Here is a 25,239-nt window from a genome sequence, read left to right as displayed (position 1 = left end):
TCGCCTCGCTCCCGGCCCCGCTGCTCGCGACGGGCCGCGGGTGGGCGTATCCGCCGGGCGTTTCCGTGGGTAGCGGGCGGCGATTCTGTAGGGATCCGACAGTGTGTACCCCGAGCCACTGTGGGTGGCCGATTCTCCGCGGGCGGGTCGAAACCGATAGGTTTCCGAGGTACCAGACCCGCTATCGAAAGGGTGATCCGTTGAGCCGCTCGGTTCTCGTCACCGGAGGAAACCGGGGCATCGGCCTCGCCATCGCCCGCGCTTTCGCGGAGGCAGGCGACAAGGTCGCGATCACGTACCGCTCGGGTGAGCCGCCGGCTGCCCTGACGGAACTGGGCTGCCTGGCAGTCAAGTGCGACATCACCGACAGCGAGCAGGTGGAGCAGGCCTACAAGGAGATCGAGGCCGAGCACGGCAACGTCGAGGTGCTCGTCGCCAACGCCGGCGTCGCCAAGGACCAACTGCTGATGCGCATGTCCGAGGACGACTTCACCTCCGTCCTGGACACCAACCTCACCGGCGCCTTCCGGGTCGTCAAGCGCGCCAACCGCGGCATGCTGCGCGCCAAGAAGGGCCGCGTCGTACTGATCTCCTCCGTCGTGGGTCTGCTCGGCTCGGCCGGTCAGGCCAACTACGCCGCGTCCAAGGCGGGCCTGGTCGGCTTCGCGCGCTCCCTCGCCCGTGAGCTCGGGTCGCGCAACATCACCTTCAATGTCGTCGCCCCCGGTTTTGTCGACACCGACATGACCCAGGCGCTCTCCGACGAGCAGCGCGAAGGCATCCTGTCGCAGGTGCCGCTCGCCCGGTACGCGCAGCCCGAGGAGATCGCCGCCGCGGTGAGGTTCCTCGCCTCGGACGACGCCTCGTACATCACTGGAGCCGTCATTCCGGTTGACGGCGGACTGGGAATGGGTCACTGATCACCATGAGCGGAATTCTCAAGGGCAAGCGCGTCCTGATCACCGGTGTGCTGATGGAGTCCTCCATCGCGTTCCACACCGCCAAGCTGGCCCAGGAGCAGGGCGCCGAGATCATCCTGACCGCGTTTCCGCGGCCCACGCTGACCGAGCGCATCGCCAAGAAGCTCCCCAAGCCCACCAAGGTCATCGAACTCGACGTCACCAACGACGAGCACCTGGGCCGCCTCGCCGACATCGTGGGCGAGGAGCTCGGCGGCCTCGACGGCGTCGTCCACTCCATCGGCTTCGCCCCGCAGGACGCGCTCGGCGGCAACTTCCTCAACACGCCCTTCGAGTCGGTCTCGACGGCCATGCACGTCTCCGCGTTCTCGCTGAAGTCGCTGACCATGGCCTGCCTGCCGCTGATGCAGAACGGCGGCTCGGTCGTCGGACTCACCTTCGACGCGCAGTACGCCTGGCCGCAGTACGACTGGATGGGCCCGGCCAAGGCCGCGCTCGAGGCCACCAACCGCTACATGGCGCGTGACCTCGGCAAGCAGAACATCCGCTGCAACCTGATCTCGGCCGGCCCGATCGGCTCCATGGCCGCCAAGTCCATCCCGGGCTTCAGCGAGCTGGCCTCCGTGTGGGACACGCGCGCTCCCCTGGAGTGGGACCTCACCGACCCCGAGCCGGCCGGCCGTGGCGTCGTGGCCCTGCTGTCGGACTGGTTCCCCAAGACCACCGGCGAGATCGTCCACGTCGACGGCGGTCTGCACGCGATCGGCGCCTGAGCGGTCCGGCACTTTCGGACGGCCACGGCCACGAGCGTGGCTACCGGCGGCTGCTGTCACGGCCGCGGGCGCGCGTTCACAAATTCACGAATTGGCGATGCCCCGTCTCCGCACTGCGCGGAGGGCGGGGCATCGCCCGTTCGGCCCACCCGGCGGGCGGCCGGGGCGCGAAACCGCGCACTCTGGAGTACGAGAAGTCGAGGAGCTGAGAAGTCGAGAAGCCGAGAAGTCGAGAAGCCGAGAAGTCCGAGTTCTCTCGGAGGTCCCCAGGGTTCCTAAAAGGCATTACCCCTTGTGGTGCAGCCGCGGCGGCCTCGCCGACTGCCGCAGTACGGCCGAGGAGGTACCCCTTGTGCGCGTGTTCCACCGCCGGTCCGGGCACCGGCTCCGCTGGAGCGGCTACGCCGCGCTCCCCGGGGCGGTTCTCGCCGCTCTCGCCCTCGTCGCCGTCCTGCCGGTCCTTGCCTCCTCGGACGCCTCGGAAGAGTCCACGCGCGAGCACGCGCGCGTGGAGGGCGACAAAGCCGTGCCGGAAGCCTTCGGAGCGGAGTGCCGCACCGGCATCGACGGCTCCCATGTGACGGTCTACTGCCACAACCCGTACGCCGCGACCGACAAGGTCCGCCTGCACATCGAGTGCGACCGCTGGTGGGACCTCGACAGTGACGGCGCCCCCGTCGCGGCCGAGCCGGCCATGACGGTCCGGCTCACCGGGCGATGCTGGAAGGAGGTCCGCTCGGTGTGGGTCAGCCACGAGCGGTGACGGGGCCCTCCTGGGTTCCGGGCCTGTCGTCGCCGGTACGGCTCTCATCGCCGGTACGGCTCTCATCACCCGGGCGGTCCTCGCCGCCCGGGTGGTTCCCGGTGTGGAGCCGGCCGGGGCGGCACAGGAACGGATAACCGGCGGCCTCCGAAGCGGCCGTCTCGGCGTCCCCCGCGCGGATCGCGTCCACCAGCCGCGTGTGGTCCATGTGGTTCTCGGGTGTCAGCTTCTCGCCGACGTCCTCGCGCAGCCACTCGCGCAGCACCTCGCCGAGATCCGCGTACATCGCCGTCATCACGTCGTTGTGGGAAGCGGCCACCACGGCCATGTGGAACGTCGCGTCGGCCGTCACGAAGGCCTCCGCGTCGCCGGACTCCCACGCCTCCTCGCGGCGCAGCAGCAGCGCGTCGAGCTGCTTGAGGTCCCGCTCGGTGCGCCGCCCGGCGGCCAGCCGGGCCGCGCTGGACTCCAGCGTGGAGCGGAGCTCGGCGATGTGCCGCGGGTCGGCGTCCGCGAACCGGCGGTGCATCACGCCCGCCAGCTCGCTGGTCGCCACCACGTAGGTGCCGGACCCCTGACGGATGTCGAGCAGCCCGTTGTGCGCGAGAGCGCGCACGGCCTCGCGGACGGTGTTGCGGGCCACTCCCAGCTGCTCGACGAGCTCCGGCTCGGTCGGGATACGGGAACCGACCGGCCACTCACCCGAGCTGATCTGGTTCCGCAGCGCGGCGATGACCTGCTCCGACAGCGCCGATCGGCGCGCGTGACTCAACGGCATGACGGTCCTTCGGGCGGAGTCGGCCAGGTGGCCGTGGGACTGGCCTGATTGTGGCGCACCGCCCTGTGACGCAGAGCGAGACGGCTCCAGGGGGATGGACAGTCAATCATCCCATGATTCTATGATGACTGGCATGGCTAGCGAGGAATCCCCGACGATGGCGTCGGCCCCACCGGCATCGGCAGGTACGGACACAGCTGGTGGTACATCCGTGGCCACCTCCATGGACGCGGCTGCGTCCGTGGGCACGGCTGGTGCGTCCGTGGTCACGGGTGCTGCGCCCGGACGAGCGTCCACGCGCGCGTGGACGACGCGCCTCGTGGTCGTCGGCCTCGTGCTGTCGGCCCTCAACCTCCGCCCGGCCATAACGAGCTTCGGCGCCCTCCTCGAAGAGGTACGCGACGGCCTCGGCATGAGCGGCACCGTCGCCGGCCTGCTCACCTCCGCGCCGCCGCTCTGCTTCGCCGTGTTCGGCGTCATGGCCCCGCGGCTCGCCCGCCGCTTCGGTCCCGGCGCGGTGGTCTGCGCCGGCATGGCGGCGATCGCGGCGGGCCTCGCCGTCCGCCCGTACGCAGGCGGCACGGCCGGTTTCCTCGCGGCGAGCGCCCTCGCCCTGATGGGCATCGCCGTCAGCAATGTCCTGATGCCCGTGATCGTCAAGCGCTGGTTCCCGGACCGAGTCGGCTCGATGACCGGCCTCTACTCGATGGCGCTCGCCCTCGGCACCTCCCTCGCGGCCGCCGCCACCGTGCCGATGGCCGACGCGCTGGGCGGCCACTGGCAGTCGGGGCTCGCGGTCTGGGCGGTTCTTGCCGCGGCCGCCGTACTGCCGTGGCTGCCGCTCGTAGGCGCGCGGGGGACGGGGCGGGCCGGAGCAGGTGGTGATCCGTCCGGAGCGGGTGATCCGTCCGGGGCCGGTGATCGGTCGGGCGCCGAAGGCCCCTCCCGCGCACGTGGCGCGTCGGGGGCCGGTGACCTGGCCCGAGCCGGTGGCCCGTTGCGCGCGGGTGGCGCGTCCGGAGCCGGTGGTCCCTCCGGCTCGGGTGGCGCATCCGGGGCGGGTGTCACACCGGGAGTGGGTGCCGCGTCTGGAGCCGGCGGCCCGTCTGGTGCCGCACCCGGAGGAGGTGCCGCACCGGACAGGAGCGTCGCCTCATCCGGCACCGGTGACGCGTCCGGCGTCGGCACGCGGAGCGGGGTCCGGGCCGAGAACGGGCCCGGGCGTGCACCCGACGGGCCCCGGATCGCCCGGAGCCGTACCGCCTGGGCGCTCGCCGTCTTCTTCGGGCTCCAGGCCACCGCCGCGTACATCACGATGGGCTGGATGGCGCAGATCTTCCGCGACGCCGGGGTACCGGCGGGCACCGCGGGGCTGCTGCTGGCCGTCACCATGGCGATCGGCGTACCGCTCTCCATCGTCATCCCGCGGGTGGCCACGCGCCTGTCCCATCAGGGGCCCATCGTGGTCGCCATCGGACTCTGCGGCCTCGCCGGATACGCCGGCCTCTACCTCGCGCCCGCGGGTGGCGCCTGGGCCTGGGCGCTCCTGCTGGGCATCTCGAACTGCGCCTTCCCGCTGGCCCTCACCTTGGTCGGCATGCGGTCCCGAACCGCAGCGGGCGTCGTCAGGCTCTCCGCCTTCGCCCAGAGCACGGGCTACCTGATCTCCATTCCGGGCCCGCTGCTCGTGGGCGTCCTGTACCAGCACAGCGGCGGCTGGGGCCTGCCCCTCGCGCTCATGGCAGTACTGATGGTCCCGCAGATCGTCATGGGCGTCCTGGCGGGCCGCGACCGGACGGTCGAGGACGAGTGCGAGGTGCGCGGGGCCGATTGAGCCAGAGAGCGGGCCCCGCTCACCCCGGCGGCGGCCCTCCGTATCGCGGGTGCGACACTTGCCGCATGCCTGTGCTCGACCCGAATCCCCAGAACGGTCAGAAGAAGCTGCTCCTCGTGTTCGGCGCGATGCTGGCCATCACCGTGATCATCGGCATCATCGCGTCGATCGCCTCTCCGTGACCGCTTGATCCGTCGCCTTCCCACGACCCCCTGATCCGTCGCCTCTCCGTGCCCCCTTGACCGGCCCGTGGCGGGACCCCGCCCGCCGTCAGAGGCGGAACCCGTGCGCCGATGCGCGGTGGGGTTGTCCCCACCACCCCTTAGGGGGTCAGTGTCAGGGTCAAGTGGGTGGATCACCGGATGGGCTGAAGGCGGCGTACTCCGTAGGTTCGAGATGTGAACGCGACGACGCGGCAAGGACTTCTCGAGGACCACGGAGGCGGCATGGCGGTCCCTGCGCACACCCGGCCCCACCCGGTACGCACGGGCGGCGCCGCGCCCCGGTTGCCCTGGTGGGCCCTCCTCCTTCCCGCGATCGCCTTCGCAGCCCTGCTGATGCTGGTGCTCAACCCGGCTGATGCCCAGGCGGCGAGCGGCGACCCCTCGATCACCCACGTCTTCGAGCGCATGCAGCAGGCGGTGCTCAGGCAGGTCCCCTGAGGCGTCCGCACCGCACCGGCCCCCGGGCCTCCGCCCCCACGCCATGCGTGCCGCACCACCCCCCACAGCATGCGCGCCGCACCAGCCCTTGGGCCACCTGCGCGCAGGGCGTCAACCACGTCGGGGAGACCGCGTCAACTCCCTGCGCTCCATGGCGTGTTTCATGCGAAGCTGGGACGCATGAGCGTCGCAGAACCCCGCAGGATTGTCCTTTTCCGACATGCGAAGGCCGACTGGCCACAGGTGTCCGACCATGAGCGGCCGCTCGCCGAGCGGGGCCGCAAGGACGCCCCCGTAGCCGGCCGCAAGCTGGCCGACACCGGCATCTCCTTCGACCTCGCCCTCTGCTCGACCGCGGCCAGGACCCGCGAGACCTGGAAGCTCGCCGTGCACGAGCTCCCGCACCGGCCCAAGACGGTCTACGAGGAGCGGGTCTACGAGGCCTCGCCGGGCGAGCTCATCGCCGTGCTCAACGAAATCCCCGAGGACGTGCAGACCGTCATCCTGATCGGTCACAACCCCGGTGTGCAGGGGCTCACCGAGATCCTCGCCGGCCAGGCGGAGGGCGACGCCCACCAGCGCATGAGCCGCCGCGGCTTCCCGACCTCGGCCTTCGCGGTGCTCTCGATCCCCGGCCCGTGGAAGTCGGTCGAACCCGGCGTGGGCACGCTCATCGACTACTGGGCGCCGGGCGGGGCGTAGCCCTTCCCAGCCCCATCCCTCCGACGGCGACACAGACGGCGAACGGGGCCGGCACCACAGCGGTGCCGGCCCCGTTCGTAGCCCTCGCGTCCCTCGCGTCAGTCGTCGTGCATGTCCGCGGCCTCGACCTCTTCGCGCGTGATGCCCAGCAGGTACAGCACCGTGTCGAGGAAAGGCACGTTCACCGCGGTGTGGGCGGCCTTGCGTACGACCGGCTTGGCATTGAAGGCGACGCCGAGCCCGGCGGCGTTCAGCATGTCCAGGTCGTTGGCGCCGTCGCCGATCGCCACGGTCTGGACGAGCGGCACCCCGGCCTCCGCCGCGAACCGGCGCAGCAGCCGCGCCTTGCCCGCCCGGTCCACTATCTCGCCGGTGACCCGGCCCGTGAGCTTCCCGTCGACTATCTCCAGCGTGTTGGCCTGGGCGAAGTCGAGGCCGAGACGTTCCTTCAGATCGTCCGTGACCTGGGTGAACCCGCCGGACACCACACCGACTTGGTAGCCGAGCCGCTTGAGCGTACGGATCAGGGTGCGGGCGCCGGGCGTGAGCCGCACCTCGCTGCGCACCTTGTCGACGACCGACGCGTCGAGCCCCTCGAGAAGCGCCACGCGCGCGTGCAGCGACTGCTCGAAGTCGAGCTCACCGCGCATCGCGGCCGCCGTGACCTCGGCGACCTTGTCCTCGCAGCCCGCGTGGGCGGCGAACAGCTCGATCACCTCGTCCTGGATGAGGGTCGAGTCGACGTCCATGACGACGAGCCGCTGAGCCCGTCGGTGCAGCCCCGCCGCCACCACCGCGACGTCGACTCCGAGCGCGGCGGCCTCGGTCACGAGCGCGGTGCGCAGTGGCTCGGTCTCCACGCCGGAGACCATCAATTCGACGGCCGTCACGGGGTACTTCGCGAGCCGGAAGATACGGTCGATGTTGCCGCCCGTCGCGGTGATCCGCGCGGCGATCGCGGCCGTCGACTCGGCGGTGAGCGGATGCCCGAGGACGGTCACGTGCGAGCGCCCGAGCCCGCGCGGACGGTTGTCACCGAGCCCGGAGATGATCTCGGCCTGCAGCTTCATGGACTCCGCCCAGCTGTGGACGGTGGCCCGCAGGGAACCTTCGAGGCCGGCCGACGGCTTGGTCACGAGCGCGCACAGGACGATGCGGCCACGGGTGACGACCTGCTCGATGTCGACGACGTCGACCGAGTAGGCGGCGAGAGTGTCGAACAGGCCGGCCGTGATCCCTGGCCGGTCCTTGCCGAAGATCTTCACCAGAAGAGTGGGGATGTCAGAGGTCTGCGAAGCGCTCATGGTGCCACCACCGTATCCGGCACCCCGTGCCTTTCGCGCCTGCGGTCCGCGTACCGGACAGGGGGCGGGAACACGGGCTGACACCTGGGTGCCTGCCAGGTGAACCCACCTGGGTGCCTGCCGGGTGAACGCGCGGCAATCAGCGCCGGCGCTCCCCGGGCGCCCCGGGTGGCGGCGGGCCCTCATCGGGTAGCGGCGGAGACGACGGCCAGCCCGCGCCCGGGGGGCGCGGCTTCGGACGGGGAGGGGGCGGCGTGATCGGGCCCATCACCGTGGGCGCGCCGTACACATCGTGGGGCGGCCGGGGAGGCTCGTCGGGCGGCCGGAGGTACGGGTTGGTCTCGTTGTGCGAGGGGCGGTAGGGACTGCTGGGGTGGTAGGGACCCTGCTCGTACGCGGGCAGCGGATACGTATGGTCCGGCGCCCGGACCGAGTCGCCACCGCGGCCCTCCAGGGCGAGGGGTGCCGCGCGAGTGCCTGCCGCGCGCGTGGCGTACGCGAGCAGCGCCCCCGCCGCGCCCGCGCCCGCCCCCCACACCGCGCCCAGGAGCAGCGCCATACCCGCCCTCCCGTGCAGTTCGATGCCGGCACCGAAGGCGTCGAAGCCGAGCACGGAGAGCGAGGCGCCCACGGACACCTCCGTGAGCCACACGAGGAGGGGCAGCGCCAGCGCCGTCACGACGCCGAGCCGCAGGGCGCATCGCCCGGCGAACCCCAGGGCGCCTGGTCCGCCGCGGCCGCTCACCGGATACGTTCCCGCACCGCCCCAGCTGCTGCCGGCACCGCCTCCGCCGCCGACCGCCCCGGCAGCCCTCACAACGCCACGGCCCGGGGCCCCCGCAGCACCCCCCACACCCCACCCCAACGGGGTACGCACAGCGGCGAGCACCCCCGCGAACAACATCATCGCCGCAGCGCCGATCCCCAGCAGCCACACCGTGCCGTGCAGTTCCGCAAGGCGCCCCAGCGTGACCGGCTCGTCGGCCGAGACGCGTAACAGCTCGTCGAGTGGATCCGGCAGAAGCTTCGCCAGCTCACCCGTCGCCCGGCCGTCCCACGGCACGAACAGCCCCAGCGGGCTGGCAAGCCAGACGCCGTTGGGCGCCCCCAGCAGCGCGGCGCCCGCGATCCGCCTCGGATGGTCGTCGCCGATCATCGCGAACACCGCCGCGGCGAGCCCGGCGGCGACGGCCACCAGCAACACGTCGACCAGGGCCGACGCGGCCGGCCGCACCACCCGGTGCACTGCGTCCCAGCCGCGCGGCAGCGGCGTCCGGCGCGAGGCGAGCAGCGCGATCAGCAGCACGCCGGCCACCCAGGCCGCGCCGCCGAGCAGCGTGGGCCCCGTGTCCACGGTGAAGCCGACCGATGCCTTCGCGTTGGCGAGATCGCCGAGCCGGTCCGGCAGGAGGCCGCTGATGTCCCCGATGTCACCGAGCCCCAGACCGTCTCCTATGCCACCGAGGTCGCCCGCCAGATCACCGCCCGACAGACCGTCCAGGCCCAGCGAGCCGCCGTCGATCGTGATGACGTCATGACCCGCCCAGGCGAGCCCGCCGAGCATCGCCACGAACAGCAAGACCACCGTCCCCACGCGCGCGAGGAGTTCGGCGGGCGAGATCACAACACCCGCTCCTCGCAAGGACCGTAGAAAGAAATGCGCCAGCAGCAGCGCACCCACCAGCCCCACGCCGAGTGGCGCGATATCGACGGCCGTCTCCGCCTGCGCGCCCTCGAGTCCGAACGCCGACACGTCCCCGGACGGCATGACCGAACCGCCTACGCCGAGTGCCACCACGGCAGCCGTCATCGGCCCCAGCGAACCCGCCGCATCGGCGCCCAGCAGATGCAGCCCGAGTGCGGCCGTGACCGCCATGCCGATCAGCGCCCAGCTCACGGCGGCTGTCGCCGAGAGGAGCACGTCCGCCCAACGCACGCCTTCGGTAAGGCTGTTGACATCGCTCTTGCGCCCGCCGGTCTCCATCAGGACCCCCCGATCCGTACCGCCGATCCGTACCGCGATGCCCTGTTCGCTCAGGATGATCATGATCCGTGCGCACTCATGGGCGCTTACCACTTTCCGGGCCGGTATCTGCCTCGTCAACCGGGCGACCAGGGAGGGTCGTACGCACTCTTCACAAGGCCCGGGTTTCGGGCGGAGGGCTCAGCCTGGAATAGTTCCTCACGATGTTCGACATCCCTAGACTCCCCATCGACGGGGCAAACCGGGGGACAACTCAGTGGGGCATGGAGTGCCTGAACTCGTACTGGAATTGAACGGACGAACCTGGACGCTCGATTCGTCCAGGCCATACACCCTCGGACGTGATCCGCAGGGAGACATCGTGCTCGACGACGCCCGGGTCTCCTGGCGTCACGCCACGATCAGCTGGGGCGGCCGCAGTTGGGTCATCGAGGACCACGGCAGCACGAACGGCACCTATGTGCAGGGCCAGCGCATCCACCACATGGAGATAGGCCCGGGCTCGGCCGTGCACCTCGGCAACGCGACGGACGGCCCGCGGCTGAACGTCCAGGGTGCCGCCGCCATGGCGACGCCGCAGCAGGCCCAGCAGCCCGCGCAGCAGTCGCCGGCCGCCGGTCCCGGCTGGGCCCAGCAGGCCCCGCCGCAGCAGCAGGCCCCTCAGCAGGCATGGCAGCAGCCCCAGCAGGGAGCCCCGGGGATCCCGCACCAGCAGGGACCGGGCGGTGATGTCGCGGGAGCCCCGCCGGTCTACGGCGACCGCAGCCCCACGACGTTCCACCAGGTGGCTCTCGGCCGCGTGATGCGCATCGGCCGTGCCCTCGAGAACGAGCTGGTCGTCTCCGACCTCCAGGTCTCGCGTCACCACGCCGAGTTCCACGCGACGCCCGACGGCCGTTTCGAGATCCGTGACCTCGGCTCCCACAACGGCACGTACGTCAACGGCCAGCCGATCGCCAAGGGCGGCTCCGCGCTCCTCGGCCCGAACGACATCGTGGGTGTCGGCCACTCGACGTTCCGCCTCGTCGGCGACCGCCTCGAGGAGTTCGTCGACACCGGCGAGATCTCCTTCTCCGCGCGCCATCTGACCGTCACGGTCGACGGCGGCAAGCAGATCCTCAAGGACGTCTCCTTCGGCGTTCCGGAGAAGTCGCTCATCGCGGTGATCGGCCCGTCCGGCTCCGGCAAGTCGACGCTGCTGAAGGCGCTCACCGGTTACCGCCCCGCCGACCAGGGCGACGTCCTCTACGACAACCGGAACCTGTACAAGCAGTTCGCCGAGCTGCGCCAGCGCATCGGTCTGGTCCCGCAGGACGACATCCTGCACAAGGAGCTGACCGTCAAGAAGGCCCTCAAGTACGCAGCCAAGCTACGCTTCCCCGCGGACACCACGTCGGCCGAGCGCGAGGCCCGCATAGACGAGGTCCTCCGCGAGCTCAAGCTGGACATCCACAAGGAGAAGAAGGTCACCTCCCTCTCCGGCGGCCAGCGCAAGCGCGTCTCGGTCGCCCTGGAGCTGCTGACCAAGCCGTCCCTGATCTTCCTGGACGAGCCGACCTCCGGCCTCGACCCGGGCATGGACCGCGACGTCATGCAGCTCCTGCGCGGCCTCGCCGACGACGGCCGTACGGTCCTGGTCGTCACGCACTCCGTGGCCGAGCTGGCGATCTGCGACAAGCTCCTGGTCATGGCCCCGGGCGGCTCCGTGGCGTACTTCGGCCCGCCCGAGGAGGCGCTGAACTTCTTCGGCTACGAGACCTGGGCCGACGTCTTCTCCGCCTTCGAGAACTACCGCGACTACGACTGGGCGGGCCGCTGGAAGGGCTCGCAGCACTACCAGATGTACGCCGCGGACATCGACGCCGTCGCCCCGCAGTCGATGCAGATGCCGCCGCCCCAAGCGGTCCGCCCGCCCAAGCCGCAGGGCTGGGGCTCCCAGCTGTGGACCCTGATCCGCCGCTATGTCTCGGTGATCGCGTCCGACAAGGGCTTTCTGGCGCTGATGCTGGTCCTGCCGGCGGTGCTCGGCACGGTCAGCCTGCTCATCGAGCCCGACCAGGGGCTGCTGGCCAACCCGCCCCGCCCCAACGGCACCATCATCCCCAACGGCACGGCCACCACCGTCCTGCTGATCCTCGCCGTGGGCGCCTGCTTCGCCGGCGCCGCCAACTCGGTCCGTGAGCTGATCAAGGAACGCGTGATCTACGAGCGGGAGCGCGCCACCGGCCTGTCCCGCTCGGCGTACCTGATGTCGAAGGTCATCGTCCTCGGCATGATCACCGTCATCCAGGGCGCGATCGTCGGCGGCATCGGGTTCACCCCGCGCGAGATCCCCGACGAGGGCCTGGTCCTCGGCAACCTGACGCTCCTCGAGATGTCTCTGCCGATCATGGCGCTCGGCTTCACCTCGATGATGTTCGGCCTGATCATCTCCGCGCTGGTGAAGACCGCGGAGAAGACCATGCCGCTGCTGGTCATGTTCGCGATCATCCAGGTCGTCTTCACCGGCTGCCTCTTCATCCTGAACGGCAGCCCCGGTGTGAACGAGTTCTCGTATCTGATGCCGTCCCGCTGGGCGGTCGCGGCCGCGGGCACCACGCTCGACTTCAACCTCGTCAGCCCCAACACCGACGACCCGGGGAACACGGACCCGCTGTGGGACCACGAGGCGTCCCAGTGGTTCATCGACATGGGTGCGCTGCTCGCCATCGGCGCGCTCTGCGGCTTCCTCGTGGCCCGTTTCCTGCGCCGTCACGAGCCGGAGGTCATGCGCAAGTAAGGGCAGGCCGGGACCACGGGCCGCACGACGCCCGGTCCCGCACGCCGCGCAACGCGAAGGGCGGCACCCCGCGGGGGGTGCCGCCCTTCGGCGTTACTTCGGCGTTTTCCTGAGGCCCAGAGGTCCCGAAGAGACTCAGTACGCGCCGAAGACGTTATCCATCGACCCGTAGCGGTGGGCCGCGTAGTTGGCCGCGGCGGTGATGTTGGCGACCGGGTCGTAGATGTTCCAGGAGGTACCCGGGACGTGGTACGCGTTGAACGTCGGCTGGATGACCTGGAGCAGGCCCTTCGACGGGACACCGTTCTTGGCGTTGATGTCCCAGTTGTTGATGGCCATCGGGTTGCCCGACGACTCACGCATGATGTTGCGGTACAGCCCGTTGTAGGTGCCCGGGATCTTGTTCTTCTTCATGATGTCGAGGGACTCGCGGATCCAGCCGTCGAGGTTGTTGGTGTAGCTCTTCGCCACGACCGGGGTGGCCACCGCGGTGCGCTCGGTCGAGCGGCTCACGGCCGGGGCGACCTTGCGCTCCTGCTGGGCCTCCGCCTTGGCCTCGGCCTCGGCCTTCTGCTTGGCGGCGGCCTCCTGCTGCGCCTTCAGGCGGGCGGCGGCGTCCTGGGCCTTCAGGTTGGCGTTCGCCAGCTGGTCGGTGACGCTCGCCTTGATGTCCTTGGTGGCGCCGGTGGAGACCAGACCGGCCGGGGCTGCCGCGGCGACGGCCTGCGTCTCCTGGACCTCGGCCTGGGCAGGTACGACGGTGAACGCGACAGCCGCGGCACCGAGCGTGGCAACACCGGCGAGGGAGAGCTTCTGGGTCTTCTTCAGACGGCGATCACCGGACTTGGCATGAAAAATCGACATGATGGTTGGACCTCTTCGAGTAGCTGGAGTCGCTCTCGGCCGGTAGGGACGTGTTTCCGGACCAAGCGCCGCGGGTAACCTCCCGCGGCGCCGAGCGACGGCAGCCATTCTTAGCGGCCGCAAAATCCCGGGGCAAAGGTGTGACGTACGATCCGCGGTAGTGGATCACGAAACGGGTGGATCGCGCTAAAACCCGTCTTACGCCAGCTAAAAGCCCTCTTACGCCAGGGATGGGCGATTTCGTCCCCTACTAGGTCCCTTCGTACGTGATGTGCGCCCTATGCGCGGGCTCACATGGCACCCCAAGGTTTCTCACCCACCGCTGCCGCCGAGGTGCTCTCCGTGATGGGACATTTCGGGCAGCAGGAGATGGGTGTCGCCGAACTCGTGCCACAGATAGCGGTGGTGCAGGGCTTCCCCGTAACCACGGCTGATCGCCCGCCGCCCGGCGATCGCCTCGAGCATCAGCAGGTGAGAGGCCTCCGGCTCGTGCAGCCCGGTCAGCAGACCGTCGACCACGCGCACGCCGCGCTCCGGCGTGACCACCAGATCCGTCCAACCCGACGCCGCCCGGACGACCCCGTCCGGGCCGGTCGCGGACTCCACCGCGCGCACGGCCGTGGTGCCGACCGCGATGACCCGTCCGTCCGCCTGCCGCACCGTATTGATGAGCCGGGCCGAGGTTTCCGACACGGTGAACCGCTCCGGATACGGCGGTTCGTGCACCTCGGCGGATGCAACTCCCGTGTGCAAAGTGACAGGTGCGAATTGCACTCCCCGGCTCACGAGCTCCACGACCAGACGTGCAGTGAAGGGCCGGGCGGCGCTCGGCATCTCCGCGCTCCCGGCCCCGTCGGCCGACGGCAGCGCGAACACCGTCTGATACGCGGACAGCGGCTGGTCCCGCTCCGTATAGGAGTAGCGAATGGGCCGGCCGTGCCGCCGCAGCAGAGCGGGCACCGCCTTCCCCGACACGCGGGCCCACCACAGCCGCCCGCTTCCAGGGCTCAGCGGCTCCTCATATACGAGGCGCGCGCCCCCGGACAGCTCCACCACCGTTCCGGCGGGCCCGCCCGCACACGCGCGCGTGGTGCCCCTGCCGTCCGGATCGCGCAGTTCCACGGCCCACCGGCCGTCATCGCCCCGCGTCGAGAAATGAACCACCACGCGCGCGTGCCCGATCCGGCCGTTCACCGCGGCGGCCAGCGTCGGAGACGTGTTGACGACCAGCAGGTCGCCGGCGCGCAGCAGCCGGGGCAGATCCACGAAGTCGTGGTGCGACACCTCTGTGCCACGCGACACCAGCAGCCGCACCGCGTCCCGGTCGAGCCCGGGCCTGCGCTGCTCGGCCGGCACCCTCGCCGACAGCTCCTCGGGCACCTGTATCGCGGCGGCCGCCGAACGTGCAGACACGGCTGTCATCGCACCGAGGGTGTCTCGACGAGGGAGGGAGCGGTGTACCGGCCACTCGCCGGGCGCTCGTCCAGCAGCCGCAGAAAGGCAGGAGCGATCTCCTCGGGCGTGGGCGTCCCCGACAGATCCTCGTCCGGTTCCGCGGCGGCCAGCATGTCCGTACGCATCCCGCCCGGATCGACCCACCAGACCCGCAGATCCGGCTCCTCCACCGCCAGCACGGCCGACAGCTGGTCCAGGGCCGCCTTCGTCGCTCCGTAAGCACCCCAGGTGCGGTACGCCTCCACCGCCGCGTCGGAACTGAGATTGATCACGGCACCGGCGGGCGCCGTACGCAGCAGCGGCAGTGCTTCCTGCAGCAGCCCCAGAGGCGCCACCACATTGGTCTCCAGCGCGGCCCGGAAACCGTCCAGCGGATGGCTGTCGAGCCGTACCAGCGGCTCCGCACCCAGGATCCCCGCATTGTTCACGAGCAGATCGAGGCCACCGAGCCCGCGTGCGGCGGCTACCAGCTCGGCACGGTGCGCGCCGTCGGTGACATCCCCCGTCAGGGCCACCACCTCGGTCCCGTGCCTGCGCACCTCCTGCGCCGCCGTCTCCAGCGGTCCGGCGGACCGCGCACTCAGTACGAGGTCCCAGCCGCGCTCGGCCAGGGCAGCACCCAGCGCACGCCCGAAGCCCCTCGAAGCACCCGTAACGATCGCCACCGGCATGACATCCGTCCCCTCGTCGCACCAGGCACCGCCCTCCCGGCGACTGCCTCGGCCGGCTCTTCCGGCCGTCCTCAACGTAGGAACGGAGCCGTGCGCGGCACCTCGTCCGCGGGCCGGGGAACGCCAGGGCCCTTCGCCCTAAGCCCGAGGGCCTAGCCGGCTGCCGACACAGGTCCGATACTCCGTGTCACACCTCGCCGGTACGGTGAAGCCATGAGTCACGGCCCCCGGTCCGGTCTGTACGCGGTGAGCTCCGCGCTGCTGGCCATGAGCAGGCACCTCGAGGTGCGCGACGTCCTCAAGACGATCGTCGCCTCGGCCCGCGAGCTGCTCGACGCGGAGTACGCGGCGCTCGGCGTCCCGGACGACCACGGCGGCTTCGCGCAGTTCGTGGTCGACGGCGTCAGCGACGCGCAGTGGAGGGCCATCGGCCCGCTCCCGCGCCAGCACGGCATCCTCGCCGCGATGCTGCACGAGGCGAAGCCCCAGCGCCTCGCCGACGTACGCAAAGACCCCCGCTTCGAGGGCTGGCCGGCCGCCCACCCGGACATGTCGGACTTCCTCGGCCTGCCCATCCGCGACGGCGACGAGACCATCGGCGCCCTCTTCCTCGCCAACAAGAGGTGCCCCAAGCCCGAAGGTGGCTGCGGCTTCACCGAGGAAGACGAGGAGCTGCTGTCGATCCTCGCCCAGCACGCCGCCATCGCGCTCACCAACGCCCGGCTGTACGAGCGCAGCCGCGAGCTCACCATCGCCGAGGAGCGCTCCCGCCTCGCCCACGAGCTGCACGACGCCGTCAGCCAGAAGCTCTTCTCACTGCGCCTGACCGCACAGGCCGCGACCGCTCTGGTCGACCGCGATCCGTCGCGCGCCAAGGGCGAGCTGCAGCACGTGGCGGCGCTCGCGGCGGAGGCCGCGGACGAACTGCGCGCCGCCGTCATCGAGCTGCGCCCCGCCGCCCTCGACGAGGACGGCCTGGTCGCCACCCTGCGCACGCAGATCCAGGTCCTCGACCGCGCCCACTCCGCGCGGGTCACCTTCGAGTCCGGCCGAGTGCGCGCCCTGCCCGCCGCGCAGGAGGAGGCCATGCTGCGGGTCGCCCAGGAAGCCCTCCACAACGCGCTGCGCCACTCCGGTGCCCAGCGCGTGGACGTCCTCCTCGCCAAGCGCGGCTGCGGCGCGCTGCTCCGGGTCGCCGACGACGGCAGCGGCTTCGAGCCGAAGGCCGTACGACGGGCCGGGCGCCATCTGGGCCTCGTATCGATGCGCGACCGGGCAAGCGGCGTCGGCGGCACACTGACGGTGGAATCGGCGCCCGGCAAGGGCACCACGATCGAGATGGAGGTCCCCGGTGGCTGAACCGATCAGGGTGCTGCTCGTCGACGACCATCAGGTGGTCCGTCGCGGCCTGCGCACCTTCCTCGAGGTGCAGGACGACATCGAGGTCGTGGGGGAGGCGGCCGACGGCGCCGAAGGGATCGCCCGAGCCGAGGAACTCAAGCCGGACGTCGTCCTGATGGACGTCAAGATGCCCGGCATGGACGGCATAGACGCCCTGCGCAAACTCCGCGAACTCGACAACCCCGCGCGCGTGCTCGTCGTCACCAGCTTCACCGAGCAGCGCACGGTCGTCCCCGCCCTCCGCGCGGGCGCCGCCGGATACGTCTACAAGGACATCGACCCGGACGCGCTCGCCGGAGCCATCCGCTCGGTCCACGCCGGCCATGTGCTGCTGCAGCCGGAGGTCGCCGGTGCCCTGCTGTCCCAGGAGGAGACGGGCAGCGGACCGGGGCGGGGCGGCTCGCTCACCGAGCGGGAACGCGAGGTGCTGGGCCTGATCGCGGACGGGCGCTCCAACCGGGAGATCGCCCGCGCCCTCGTCCTCTCCGAGAAGACGGTCAAGACGCACGTGTCGAACATCCTGATGAAACTCGACCTCGCGGACCGCACGCAGGCCGCGCTGTGGGCTGTACGGCACGGGGTCACCGGCTGATCTCCGCGGCCGTCCGCCCTTGCTGACCTCCCCGGCGGCGCGAGCAGTGAGCCCGTGAGGCATGCGGTGAGCCGGTGACGCGGACGGTTCCATTCCGGCATGAGATTCATACTGTCGTGTAGATGTCCCTCTGATGGCGTATCCCGCGTGATCCCCCGGCCGTTCTCCAGGCGTGCTGCGGCACTTGGCCGCAGTGATCGCTAGGAGGGTCCAAGAAAGTGAAGAACCTGAAGAAGGCCATGGCCGTCACGATGGTGGCGGGGGGCCTTGTTGCCGCCAGTGCCGGTCTCGCCTCCGCCACCGAGGGTGCGCACGCGGGCGGCAGCGCCAGCCACTCGCCGGGTATCGGTTCGGGCAACCTGATCCAGGCGCCGGTGCACGTGCCGGTGAACGTCGTCGGCAACACCGTGAACGTCGTCGGTGCCCTGAATCCCGCCTTCGGGAACTCCGGGTTCAACGGCTGACAAGCGCCTCAGGTCCATGGTGACCACCGGTCCTTGAGGGGTTCCCTCGAGGGCCGGTCCGCGTTCCCGGGAGCAGATGATCTGCTTATTGGTCTGATCCGCGCCCATGTGTGCGCCTTATGGGTACATCGACCGTGCACCCCGTGCCATCGGGCCGACCGGTGCCGTTCCCCAGTGCATGCGACCCCGTGGATACGGGGTCGGAACGCTAAGCAGGAGGAACGCCACCCATGAATATCGCCAAGAAGGCAGCCCTGGCCGTCGCCGTCGCCGGTATCGCCACGGGCGCGTCCGCAGGCGCCGCGGTCGCGGACGCCAACGCCACCGGCTCGGTCAGCGGGTCGCCTGGCATCGTCTCGGGCAACCTCGTTCAGGTCCCGGTTCACGTCCCCGTCAATGTCGTCGGCAACACCATCAACGTGCTCGGCGTGGGCAACTCCACTTCCGACAACCAGGGGTCGAACAGCTGACGCACCCCTCTCGGGTCTCGGGCCCCGCGAACCTCAGCGGGTTCGCGGGGCTCCCCGCGTCTAACCCCGCTCCCGCTCCTCCACGTACGCGTTGTAGGCGGCCACCTGCGCCCGGCGCGCGGTGCGCTCCACAGGGCGCAGAGCCTCGGCACGCGCCGCCATCTCTGACGCGCTCACGGCCCCGCCGTGCCCGTTCTCGTACGCCACCGAGATCAGCAGCCCCACACGCTGCGCCAGCTCCAGCACCCGTACCGCCCTCGGCGGGTAGCCCGGTGCGAGCACCTCGCCGCCACTCTCGGCCCGCGCCCGGTACGCGTCGATCGCCGCCTCCGCGACCGGCCCCGACGCGGCGACGTCGAGTCGTGACAGCACCGCCGTCGCCTCCCGCAGCGCCTCCGCCAGCTCCCGTTCGGCCTCACCGAGCGACGGCACATCGGCCGGCGGGGCCTCCCGTACGGGCAGGCAGTGCCAGACGACCTCCACATGGACGTCGCCGTCAGGCCCCACCTCGTACACCTCCGGCACGAGCCCCACCGCGGCTCCCTGACAGACGACCGCCTCCTCCGCCTCCAGCGCCCGCGCGTTGAACTCGGGCGGGCCGCTCAGCCCCAGCGGATGCCCGGGCGCGGGCAGCGCGACCCGCAGGCCCGTCGCACCCAGGGCGCGCAGCCGCCCCAGCGCGAGCGTCAGCCCGACGGGAGACGACTCCCCGGGGAGCCCCTCCACCCGGTGGACCGCATCGTCGCCGACGATGGCGTCCGCGGCGTCGTCCGGTGCAGCAAACCCGGCCAAAAGGGCGTTTCCCCATGCGGCCAGCCGTCCTGAGCGTGGTTCCGAGAGCATGCACCAAGCCTAAGGACCGGCCTAGCGGCCGGACCGCCCGACCGGTGGCGTAGGTTTTCCCTGGGGGCTGCGCCCACAGGCGCACGCGACAGCCGAGACTGCAATGGGAGACAGTGCGCTCATGAGCGATGTACTGGAGCTGGAGGACGTATCCGTGGTCCGAGAGGGCCGGGCTCTGGTGGACCAGGTCTCCTGGTCGGTCAAGGAGGGGGAGCGCTGGGTGATCCTCGGCCCGAACGGCGCCGGAAAAACGACCCTCCTGAATGTCGCGTCCAGCTACCTCTTCCCCAGCCAGGGCACCGCCACCATTCTCGGCGAGACCCTGGGCAAGGTCGATGTCTTCGAGCTCCGCCCGCGCATCGGCATGGCCGGCATCGCGATGGCCGAGAAGCTCCCCAAGCGCCAGACCGTCCTGCAGACCGTGCTCACCGCGGCCTACGGCATGACCGCCGGCTGGCACGAGGACTACGAGGACGTCGACGAGCAGCGCGCCCGCGCCTTCCTCGACCGCCTCGGCATGAGCGACTACCTGGAGCGCAAGTTCGGCACCCTCTCCGAGGGCGAGCGCAAGCGCACCCTGATCGCCCGCGCCCTGATGACCGACCCGGAGCTGCTCCTCCTCGACGAGCCGGCGGCGGGCTTGGACCTCGGCGGCCGCGAGGACCTCGTACGCCGCCTCGGCCGCCTGGCCAAGGACCCGATCGCCCCCTCGATGATCATGGTCACGCACCACGTCGAGGAGATCGCCCCCGGCTTCACCCATGTCCTCATGATCCGCCAGGGCAAGGTCCTCGCAGCGGGCCCGCTGGAGCTGGAACTCACCTCCCGCAACCTCTCCCACTGCTTCGGCCTCCCCCTGGTCGTAGAGCGGAACGGCGAACGCTGGACCGCGCAGGGCCTGCCCCTGTCCTGACCCGCACTTGCCGACCGGGCCGTCCGGCCGCCCTGACCGGGCCGCCCGGCCGCGCGGCCCGACAGGGCCCCTGTCCGCGGACGGACTCGCGGTCCTACCATGAACATGTGGACATCGATGCGTGGGTGTGGTGGCTCATCGGCGCGGCCGCACTGGGAATTCCGCTCGTACTGACCGCGATGCCCGAATTCGGCATGCTCGCCGTGGGCGCCGTCGCCGCCGCCGTGACCGCGAGTCTCGACGGCGGCATCGTTCTCCAGGTGCTCGTTTTCGCCATCGTCTCGGTCGGCCTGATCGCCGTCGTACGCCCGGTCGCCGCCAGGCACTTGGCCCAGCGCCCCCAACTGGCCACCGGCGTCGACGCGCTGAAGGGCAGACAAGCCGTCGTACTGGAGCGCGTGGACGGGGCCGGAGGCCGTATCAAACTCGCCGGAGAAGTCTGGTCGGCACGCGCCCTGGACCCCGGGCAGACCTACGAGGCGGGCCAGGAAGTGGACGTCGTGGACATCGACGGGGCCACCGCCGTCGTCATGTGAGGCGGTGATCCGGGGCATGACCTCGTGGTGATGTCACGTCATGTGACCGAACGCCTCCCGCCGCAGGCGGCTGTCTGACAGACTCGACCAGCAAGATCTCCAGGAGCCCGAGGTGCCCCAACACCCCCGGGATCCACCGGAAATGACGAGTCAAGAAGGGTACGGGGAGCCACGATGGAACCGATCATCATCGTCCTGATCATTCTGGTGGTGCTGGTCTTCATCGCCCTGATCAAGACCATCCAGGTCATCCCACAGGCAAGCGCCGCCATCGTCGAGCGCTTCGGCCGCTACACGAGAACGCTGAACGCGGGACTGAACATCGTCGTCCCGTTCATCGACTCCATCCGCAACCGCATCGACCTCCGCGAGCAGGTCGTACCCTTCCCGCCCCAGCCGGTGATCACCCAGGACAACCTGGTCGTCAACATCGACACGGTCATCTACTACCAGGTGACCGACGCCCGCGCCGCGACCTACGAAGTGGCGAGCTACATCCAGGCGATCGAGCAGCTCACCGTCACCACCCTCCGCAACATCATCGGTGGCATGGACCTCGAGCGGACCCTCACATCGCGTGAGGAGATCAACGCGGCCCTGCGCGGCGTCCTCGACGAGGCCACCGGCAAGTGGGGCATCCGCGTCAACCGCGTCGAACTCAAGGCGATCGAGCCGCCCACCTCCATCCAGGACTCGATGGAGAAGCAGATGCGCGCCGACCGTGACAAGCGCGCCGCCATCCTCACCGCCGAAGGCATCCGCCAGTCGCAGATCCTCACCGCCGAGGGTGAGAAGCAGTCCGCGATCCTGCGCGCCGAGGGTGAGGCCAAGGCCGCCGCCCTCCGCGCCGAGGGCGAGGCCCAGGCCGTTCGTACGGTCTTCGAGGCGATCCACGCCGGAGACCCCGACCAGAAGCTCCTCTCCTACCAGTACCTCCAGATGCTCCCGAAGATCGCCGAGGGCGACGCCAACAAGCTCTGGATCGTCCCCAGCGAGATCGGCGACGCCCTGAAGGGCCTGTCGGGCGCCATCGGCAACTTCGGCCCGGCCAATGGAGGTTCGGGCAGCCAGAGCGGCAAAAGCAACGGCAGCGGCACCGACCGCCGCGAGCAGCCGCGCATCGACTAGGACATGACGGTGCCCCCGCCTCCAGTTGAGGCGGGGGCACCGTCATGTCGTCTTACTGCTGCGGTCACGCAGCCGGCTGCGCCATCCACTCGGGCAGAGCGTCCAAGTCGTCGTGCCCGAGCGCCAGCAGCATCGCATCCGCAGGCGTCGGCTCGAACGGCTCCCGCAGCAGCGGCATACCCGCCTGCTCCGGCGTACGGTCCGCCTTGCGGTGGTTGTCCTCCGCGCACGAGGCCACCGTGTTCAGCCAGGAGTCCGCGCCACCCCGCGACCGCGGCACCACGTGGTCCACGGTCGTCGCCCGCCTCCCGCAGTACGCGCACCTGTGCCCGTCCCGTACGAGAACACCGCGCCTCGACCACGGCGCTTGTCTTCGAAAGGGCACCCTCACATACCTGCACAGCCTGATCACCCGTGGCACGGGAAGGTCCACCGCGGCAGCCCGCATACGGAGTTCGGGGTGGGCCTGCTCGACGACGGCCTTGTCCTGGAGCACCAGAACGACGGCTCGGTTCAACGTCACCGTCGACAGCGGCTCAAAGCTCGCGTTCAGTACCAGCGTGTCCCGCATCCAGCCCACCTCCCGTGCGCACCGGCCCACCCCCTTGGCGGGCTGGGATCAACTCTGGCCGGGCACGCCGAGATGGACAACGCAATATCTGTGCCTCCCGAGGGGCTGCGACCTCACCACGCCACCGCCGCTCCCCGGGACCCCCGGCAACAAAAATGCCCGCCTCTGATCACTTCCAAGACCAGAGGCGGGCAAACGTTCCATGAACATACAGTTCGATGCTCGGTGGAGTTCTGGACGTCTATCCCTCGGCGCGAGACGCGTACTCACCGATCAGCTGCGCACGCGCCAGCGTGTGGAAGCGCAGATTGAACCCCACCACGGCGGGCGACGCGTCGGAGTCCGGACCTAGCTTCTCCTGGTCCACCGCGTACACGGTGAACACATACCGGTGCGCCGGGTCCCCGGGCGGCGGCGCGGCGCCCCCGAAGTCCTTCGTCCCGTAGTCGTTGCGCACCTGGACCGCACCCTCGGGCAGCCCCTCGAACTTGCCGCTGCCCGCACCCGCCGGCAACTCCGTCACGGAGACCGGGATGTCGAAAACGGTCCAGTGCCAGAACCCGCTGCCCGTCGGGGCGTCCGGGTCGAAGCACGTCACGGCGAAGCTCTTGGTCTCCGGCGGGAAACCCTCCCACCGCAGATGCGGCGAGGTGTTCCCGGCCGCGTAGACCTGAGCGTCCTTCAGCACCGCGCCCGGCTCGACGTCGTCGCTCACGACCGTGAACGAGGGCACCGGCGGATGGAAGTCATGCGGAAGCGGGGGCCTCTTGAGCTCGGTCACGTCTGTACCTCCTGGATCGGCGATGTCTCCGGCCCGAGCCTAGAACCAGTTGCGACGGCTGCCGACCTGGGACAGCCACTCGTTCAGGTACGCCGCCCAGTCGGTCCCCTGGAAGTCGTGCAGACCGACCCTGAACGCCTTGTACGAGTCGCTGCCCTCGCTGAAGAGCCCGGGCTTCTTGTCCATCTCCAGGACGACGTCCATCTCACGGTCGTCCGCGACAAAGCTCAACTCGACCTGGTTCAGCCCGCGGTACTGCTCCGGCGGGAAGAACTCGATCTCCTGGTAGAACGGCAGCTGCTGCCGCGTACCCCGGATGTGACCGCGCTCCATGTCCGCGTTCTTGAACCGGAAGCCGAGCTGCCCGAAGGCGTCAAGAATCGCCTGCTGCGCCGGCAGGGGATGCACGCTGATCGGGTCGAGGTCACCGGAGTCCACGGCACGCGCGATCTGCAGCTCGGTCGTCACGCCGATGTTCATGCCGTGCAGCTGACGCCCGGCGAAGCTGGTGATCGGCGTCTCCCAGGGGATCGCAAGCCCGAACGGCACCGCGTGCACCGCGTTGGCCTGCAGCGAGAAAGCGCCACCAAGCCGCATCTTGGTGAACTCGATGTCCTGCTTGAGCTCCTGGTCACCCCCCTCCACCTCGACCCGGGCCTGAAGACCGACCGACAGCCCCTCGATCTCCTGGTCGACGGACCCGCCCTGGATCCGCACCTCACCCTGGACGACACCGCCCGGCACCACGTTTACCTCGGTCAGGACGGTCTCCACCGACGCCCCACCGGCACCCAGGCTCGCCAGCAGCCTCTTGAACCCCATGTCTCTCCTCCCCAGGACGCGCCTGCCAGCCAGACGCGCTCCCTGATCACTGTTCCTTGATCTTCGGGCCCTTGATCCTCTGATCCCTTGATCTTTAGAAACGCGACCGCACCCCGGCCGGTTCCGCGCCATCACCCTGGCAAGCGGCAGGGCCCATGGCCACCCGCGCGTGCACACCGGTTGCACTACGCTCGTACGCCATGATCACGGCCCCCGACCGTACGCCCCTCAGCCGGGAGTTCTTCGACCGCCCCGTCCTGCAGGTCGCACCGGACCTCCTGGGCCGCATCCTCGTGCGCAACACCCCGGACGGCCCGATCGAACTCCGCCTCACGGAGGTCGAGGCGTACGCGGGCATGGACGACCCCGGCTCCCATGCGTATCGAGGCCGTACTCCCCGCAACGACGTGATGTTCGGTCCGCCCGGTCACGTGTACGTCTACTTCACCTACGGCATGTGGCACTGCATGAACCTGGTGTGCGGCCCGGAAGGCAAGGCGAGCGCGGTCCTGCTCCGCGCGGGCGAGATCACGGAGGGCGCCGACCTCGCCCGCAAACGACGACTCTCGGCCCGCAACGACAAGGAACTGGCCAAGGGTCCGGCCCGCCTGGCGACGGCCCTGGGCGTGGGCCGAGCGCTCGACGGCAGCGACATATGCGCTGGCCCGGACGCTCCGCTCAGCATCCTCACGGGTACGCCCGTCAGCCCTGACCAGGTCCGCAACGGTCCCCGCACCGGGGTAGCCGGCGACGGCGGGGACGGAGAGGCCCACCCCTGGCGCTACTGGATCGCCAACGACCCTACGGTCAGCCCGTATCGGGCCCACACGCCGCGCCGACGCCGAACTTGACTCGCCCCTGGGGGACGCGTAACGTAGCCCGAGCCGCTTGAACCGGGTACTGCGTTCAGTCAGCAGCCGGAAGCGGTCAAACCCCACTACTCAGCAAGGACTCCCCATCAGCGGGTGCTTATTTCGCGTGCCTTTTGCATGTCGGAATCTGAACTCGAGAAGCTCAATTATGAGCAGCCGGGAGAATCGGCTAGCGTAGTGAATGTCGAAAGGCCGCGAGGTCGAAAAGACACAGCATGAATATCCCGCTTGCGGGATGCCCCCACCGACTGGGAATCAGGCCCGAAAGGATCTGATAGAGTCGGAACCGCCGGAAAGGGAAACGCGAAAGCGAGAACCTGGAAAGCACCGAGGAAATCGGATCGGAAAGATCTGATA

General features: G+C 70.1%; 25 protein-coding genes and 1 pseudogene. 16 read left to right on the top strand and 10 right to left on the bottom strand.

Annotated elements, in window-relative coordinates; all coding sequences use genetic code 11:
• Positions 1-200: 200 nt before the first annotated feature.
• From fabG to ABT009_RS38845, 3 genes are all read left to right on the top strand, one after another.
• Positions 201-920, top strand: coding sequence for a 3-oxoacyl-[acyl-carrier-protein] reductase (gene fabG / locus ABT009_RS38855; RefSeq protein ID WP_351305964.1), 720 nt, complete (start codon positions 201-203; stop codon positions 918-920).
• A gap of 5 nt (positions 921-925) precedes the next feature.
• Entirely contained in the window at positions 926-1,693 is a 768-nt protein-coding gene (gene fabI, locus ABT009_RS38850) for an enoyl-ACP reductase FabI (RefSeq protein ID WP_351305962.1), read from the top strand.
• 451 nt (positions 1,694-2,144) lie between these two features.
• Positions 2,145-2,456 carry a hypothetical protein gene (locus tag ABT009_RS38845; RefSeq protein WP_351306048.1) on the top strand — a complete coding sequence of 104 codons (312 nt, stop codon included), beginning with the start codon at positions 2,145-2,147 and terminating at the stop codon, positions 2,454-2,456.
• On the opposite strand, the gene ABT009_RS38840 is transcribed toward ABT009_RS38845, so the two are convergent.
• The gene (locus ABT009_RS38840) at positions 2,440-3,234 is read right to left on the bottom strand and encodes a FadR/GntR family transcriptional regulator (RefSeq protein ID WP_351305960.1); all 795 of its coding nucleotides are present in this window, start codon (positions 3,232-3,234) and stop codon (positions 2,440-2,442) included. The genes ABT009_RS38845 and ABT009_RS38840 overlap by 17 nt on opposite strands.
• A gap of 133 nt (positions 3,235-3,367) precedes the next feature.
• Here ABT009_RS38840 and ABT009_RS38835 point away from each other — a divergent pair, with 133 nt between their 5' ends.
• From ABT009_RS38835 to ABT009_RS38820, 4 genes are all read left to right on the top strand, one after another.
• Positions 3,368-5,068 (top strand): CynX/NimT family MFS transporter, encoded by a 1,701-nt coding sequence (locus ABT009_RS38835; protein WP_351305958.1) that lies wholly within the window; start codon positions 3,368-3,370, stop codon positions 5,066-5,068.
• A gap of 65 nt (positions 5,069-5,133) precedes the next feature.
• Positions 5,134-5,250: an SGM_5486 family transporter-associated protein gene (locus ABT009_RS38830; RefSeq protein ID WP_107441149.1), complete on the top strand. Its 117-nt coding sequence runs from the start codon at positions 5,134-5,136 to the stop codon at positions 5,248-5,250.
• A 264-nt stretch (positions 5,251-5,514) separates the two neighbouring features.
• Positions 5,515-5,730 (top strand): hypothetical protein, encoded by a 216-nt coding sequence (locus tag ABT009_RS38825; RefSeq protein ID WP_351305956.1) that lies wholly within the window; start codon positions 5,515-5,517, stop codon positions 5,728-5,730.
• 180 nt (positions 5,731-5,910) lie between these two features.
• On the top strand, positions 5,911-6,432 hold the full coding sequence (locus ABT009_RS38820; RefSeq protein ID WP_351305954.1) for a SixA phosphatase family protein: 522 nt from the start codon (positions 5,911-5,913) through the stop codon (positions 6,430-6,432).
• 98 nt (positions 6,433-6,530) lie between these two features.
• Here ABT009_RS38820 and serB read toward each other — a convergent pair whose 3' ends face one another.
• Complete coding sequence (gene serB / locus ABT009_RS38815) at positions 6,531-7,736, bottom strand: phosphoserine phosphatase SerB (protein WP_351305952.1); 1,206 nt, start codon at positions 7,734-7,736, stop codon at positions 6,531-6,533.
• 139 nt (positions 7,737-7,875) lie between these two features.
• Complete coding sequence (locus tag ABT009_RS38810; RefSeq protein WP_351306046.1) at positions 7,876-9,720, bottom strand: streptophobe family protein; 1,845 nt, start codon at positions 9,718-9,720, stop codon at positions 7,876-7,878.
• Positions 9,721-9,988: 268 nt separating this feature from the next.
• Here ABT009_RS38810 and ABT009_RS38805 point away from each other — a divergent pair, with 268 nt between their 5' ends.
• A complete protein-coding gene (locus ABT009_RS38805; protein WP_351305950.1) occupies positions 9,989-12,499 on the top strand; it encodes an ABC transporter ATP-binding protein/permease in 2,511 nt (836 codons plus the stop codon).
• 135 nt (positions 12,500-12,634) lie between these two features.
• Here ABT009_RS38805 and ABT009_RS38800 read toward each other — a convergent pair whose 3' ends face one another.
• From ABT009_RS38800 to ABT009_RS38790, 3 genes are all read right to left on the bottom strand, one after another.
• Complete coding sequence (locus tag ABT009_RS38800) at positions 12,635-13,363, bottom strand: transglycosylase SLT domain-containing protein (protein ID WP_351305948.1); 729 nt, start codon at positions 13,361-13,363, stop codon at positions 12,635-12,637.
• A 312-nt stretch (positions 13,364-13,675) separates the two neighbouring features.
• Entirely contained in the window at positions 13,676-14,785 is a 1,110-nt protein-coding gene (locus ABT009_RS38795) for an S-adenosylmethionine:tRNA ribosyltransferase-isomerase (RefSeq protein ID WP_351305946.1), read from the bottom strand.
• Positions 14,782-15,489: an SDR family NAD(P)-dependent oxidoreductase gene (locus ABT009_RS38790; protein ID WP_351305944.1), complete on the bottom strand. Its 708-nt coding sequence runs from the start codon at positions 15,487-15,489 to the stop codon at positions 14,782-14,784. Before ABT009_RS38790 ends, ABT009_RS38795 begins: the two co-directional genes overlap by 4 nt.
• Before the next feature lie 213 nt (positions 15,490-15,702).
• Here ABT009_RS38790 and ABT009_RS38785 point away from each other — a divergent pair, with 213 nt between their 5' ends.
• The 4 genes from ABT009_RS38785 to ABT009_RS38770 all read left to right on the top strand — a co-directional run bounded on the left by ABT009_RS38785 (position 15,703) and on the right by ABT009_RS38770 (position 18,416).
• Complete coding sequence (locus tag ABT009_RS38785; RefSeq protein ID WP_351305942.1) at positions 15,703-16,848, top strand: GAF domain-containing sensor histidine kinase; 1,146 nt, start codon at positions 15,703-15,705, stop codon at positions 16,846-16,848.
• A complete protein-coding gene (locus tag ABT009_RS38780; RefSeq protein ID WP_351305941.1) occupies positions 16,841-17,482 on the top strand; it encodes a response regulator in 642 nt (213 codons plus the stop codon). The genes ABT009_RS38785 and ABT009_RS38780 overlap by 8 nt, the downstream gene beginning before the upstream one ends.
• Before the next feature lie 218 nt (positions 17,483-17,700).
• Complete coding sequence (locus tag ABT009_RS38775) at positions 17,701-17,946, top strand: chaplin (protein ID WP_351305939.1); 246 nt, start codon at positions 17,701-17,703, stop codon at positions 17,944-17,946.
• 230 nt (positions 17,947-18,176) lie between these two features.
• The gene (locus ABT009_RS38770) at positions 18,177-18,416 is read left to right on the top strand and encodes a chaplin family protein (protein WP_351305937.1); all 240 of its coding nucleotides are present in this window, start codon (positions 18,177-18,179) and stop codon (positions 18,414-18,416) included.
• 60 nt (positions 18,417-18,476) lie between these two features.
• Here the strand turns inward: ABT009_RS38770 and ABT009_RS38765 are convergent, their stop codons facing one another.
• Positions 18,477-19,259, bottom strand: coding sequence for an Rv1486c family protein (locus ABT009_RS38765; protein ID WP_351305935.1), 783 nt, complete (start codon positions 19,257-19,259; stop codon positions 18,477-18,479).
• A gap of 103 nt (positions 19,260-19,362) precedes the next feature.
• Between ABT009_RS38765 and ABT009_RS38760 the strand changes: the two are divergent.
• From ABT009_RS38760 to ABT009_RS38750, 3 genes and pseudogenes are all read left to right on the top strand, one after another.
• Positions 19,363-19,905: pseudogene (locus ABT009_RS38760) on the top strand (ABC transporter ATP-binding protein); the annotation flags it as partial.
• A 374-nt stretch (positions 19,906-20,279) separates the two neighbouring features.
• Entirely contained in the window at positions 20,280-20,708 is a 429-nt protein-coding gene (locus ABT009_RS38755; RefSeq protein WP_351305931.1) for an NfeD family protein, read from the top strand.
• 174 nt (positions 20,709-20,882) lie between these two features.
• Positions 20,883-21,836 (top strand): SPFH domain-containing protein, encoded by a 954-nt coding sequence (locus ABT009_RS38750; protein WP_351305929.1) that lies wholly within the window; start codon positions 20,883-20,885, stop codon positions 21,834-21,836.
• Positions 21,837-21,900: 64 nt separating this feature from the next.
• On the opposite strand, the gene ABT009_RS38745 is transcribed toward ABT009_RS38750, so the two are convergent.
• The 3 genes from ABT009_RS38745 to ABT009_RS38735 all read right to left on the bottom strand — a co-directional run bounded on the left by ABT009_RS38745 (position 21,901) and on the right by ABT009_RS38735 (position 24,010).
• A complete protein-coding gene (locus tag ABT009_RS38745; RefSeq protein WP_351305927.1) occupies positions 21,901-22,407 on the bottom strand; it encodes an HNH endonuclease in 507 nt (168 codons plus the stop codon).
• A gap of 241 nt (positions 22,408-22,648) precedes the next feature.
• Positions 22,649-23,188, bottom strand: a complete 540-nt coding sequence (locus ABT009_RS38740) for a YbhB/YbcL family Raf kinase inhibitor-like protein (RefSeq protein ID WP_351305926.1) — start codon at positions 23,186-23,188, stop codon at positions 22,649-22,651.
• Positions 23,189-23,227: 39 nt separating this feature from the next.
• Positions 23,228-24,010 carry a sporulation protein gene (locus tag ABT009_RS38735; protein ID WP_351305924.1) on the bottom strand — a complete coding sequence of 261 codons (783 nt, stop codon included), beginning with the start codon at positions 24,008-24,010 and terminating at the stop codon, positions 23,228-23,230.
• Between the two features lie 200 nt (positions 24,011-24,210).
• On the opposite strand from ABT009_RS38735, the gene ABT009_RS38730 reads away from it, so the two are divergent.
• Positions 24,211-24,861 (top strand): DNA-3-methyladenine glycosylase, encoded by a 651-nt coding sequence (locus tag ABT009_RS38730; RefSeq protein WP_351305922.1) that lies wholly within the window; start codon positions 24,211-24,213, stop codon positions 24,859-24,861.
• The last annotated feature ends 378 nt before the right edge of the window (positions 24,862-25,239 follow it).

Source organism: Streptomyces sp. NPDC002896 (assembly GCF_040295225.1).
GTDB lineage: Bacteria > Actinomycetota > Actinomycetes > Streptomycetales > Streptomycetaceae > Streptomyces.
This window is presented reverse-complemented; position numbering and strand designations above follow the sequence as displayed.